This window comes from Kitasatospora sp. NPDC007106 (genome assembly GCF_040634455.1).
GTDB lineage: Bacteria > Actinomycetota > Actinomycetes > Streptomycetales > Streptomycetaceae > Kitasatospora > Kitasatospora arboriphila.
Window position 1 is genome coordinate 1 of the sequence record NZ_JBEYFP010001109.1, and the last position, 1678, is coordinate 1678.

3 protein-coding genes are annotated in these 1678 nt (G+C 73.2%); 1 reads left to right on the top strand and 2 read right to left on the bottom strand.

The window, feature by feature from the left end:
* The first annotated feature begins 111 nt into the window (after positions 1 to 111).
* On the top strand, positions 112 to 762 hold the full coding sequence (gene snpA / locus ABZ641_RS36235) for a snapalysin (protein ID WP_344628059.1): 651 nt from the start codon (positions 112 to 114) through the stop codon (positions 760 to 762).
* Positions 763 to 828: 66 nt separating this feature from the next.
* On the opposite strand, the gene ABZ641_RS36240 is transcribed toward snpA, so the two are convergent.
* Both ABZ641_RS36240 and ABZ641_RS36245 read right to left on the bottom strand, forming a co-directional pair.
* Complete coding sequence (locus tag ABZ641_RS36240; protein WP_344628058.1) at positions 829 to 960, bottom strand: DUF6126 family protein; 132 nt, start codon at positions 958 to 960, stop codon at positions 829 to 831.
* A gap of 79 nt (positions 961 to 1039) precedes the next feature.
* Positions 1040 to 1678, bottom strand: a 639-nt coding sequence (locus ABZ641_RS36245; protein WP_359988744.1) for a CAP domain-containing protein, incomplete at its 5' end; no start/stop codon positions are given.

Genomic DNA, 1678 nt, shown 5'->3' on the forward strand with positions numbered 1-1678 from the left:
GTTGGCATCTCCGCGGCCCGCCCACGCTGCCCCAAGCTCGGTGCATCAACCGTCACCGTGTCCCGACGGGCCTCCCCACGGCCCCCGGGACCCGCGAATGGAGTCCCCCACATGAACCGCTCCATGACCGTGCTCGCCGCTGCCCTCGGCCTGGCCCTCGCGTCCGGCGCCGCCGCGGCACCCGCCTCCGCGGCCCCCGCCAAGGCCCCCGTCCAGCAGGGCGTCCAGGGCTACACCTCGTCCGCGGGCTACGCCGGCACGGCCGCCGAGGAGGCCGGCAACAAGGCGTTCTACCAGGCCGTGATGAAGTCCGCACTGGCCAAGCAGGCCGCCCACCCCTACCTGAAGGCCGTCGTCGTCACCTACGACGCCAGCCGGGCGCCGTCCTTCGCGGGCGTCATCTCGCAGAGCGCCCAGATCTGGAACGGCTCGGTGAGCAACGTCCAGCTGCGCTCCGGCAGCAACGCCGACTTCCGCTACTACGAGGGCAACGACTCCCGCGGCTCCTACGCCAGCACCGACGGCCACGGCAGCGGCTACATCTTCCTCGACTACGCGCAGAACCGGCAGTACAGCTCGCTGCGCGTCACCGCGCACGAGACCGGCCACGTGCTCGGCCTGCCCGACCACTACTCCGGCCCGTGCAGCGAGCTGATGTCCGGCGGCGGCCCCGGCACCTCCTGCACCAACCCCTACCCGAACTCCACCGAGAAGCGGAAGGTCAACTCCCTCTGGGCGAACGGCTTCGCCGCGGTCGGCTGACACCCGTACCGGACGCCGGCGGCCCGGCCCCCCGGAGGAAGGGGGGCCGGGCCGTGAGGCGTGCGCTCAGTGCCGCCCGCCCAGGGTGAACAGCAGGATCACGAAGCCCGCGAACAGGTGGGTGCCCGCGATGTAGATCGACGCGCGGATCAACATCGCCCTGCGCTTGGTCTTCTCGTCGCGGACGGCCTCGCTCACGGCAGCTCCCGGTGTCGGCCCCCGGCGTGTCCGGGGCCCGTCCATTGTGCACGGCCGGGCGGCGGCCCCGCGGCGCCGGTCAGGGCGCCGAGCCGAAGTCCTGCGTCCACCACGGGCCGCCCTCGCCCAGGTGGACGCCGACGCCCAGGTCGGTGAAGCCGCAGTTCAGGATGTTCGCCTTGTGGCCGGGGCTGTCCATCCAGCTCTTCATCACGTCCGCCGCGTCGCGCTGGCCCCGGGCGATGTTCTCGCCCCAGCTGCTCCACTTGTAGCCCGCCGCGTCGATCCGCGGCTGCGGGCCCTTGCCGTCCGGGTTGGTGTGGTCGAAGAAGTTCCGCGCGGCCATGTCGTCGGAGTGCCGTTGCGCGGCGAGCTCCAGCTTGTCGTCGGACTTCACCGGGGTGCAGCCGACCTTGCTGCGCTCCTGGTTGACCAGCTGGACGACCTGCTGCTTGATGCTGAGCGTGCTCGGGTCGGGGCTCGGGCTCTTGCTGCGGGTGGCCGTCGGGGTCGGCTTCGGGCTCGGGGTGCGGCTCGGCGTCGGGCTGGGCGAGGGCGTCGGGGTCGGCGACGCACTCGGGCTCGGCGAGGTGCTCGGCGAGGACGCGGAGGGGGACGGCTGCTGGCTGAAGACCTCCGCCTGCACCTGCGCCGGTGCGGCCGGCGGCTCCGCGGTGACCCGGGGGGCGGCACCGGGCAGGGCCACGGCGACGATCGC

Excerpts from the sequence above, each read along its gene's own strand:
- snpA (WP_344628059.1), top strand. The coding sequence starts at position 112 with ATGAACCGCTCCATGACCGTGCTCGCCGCTGCCCTCGGCCTGGCCCTC.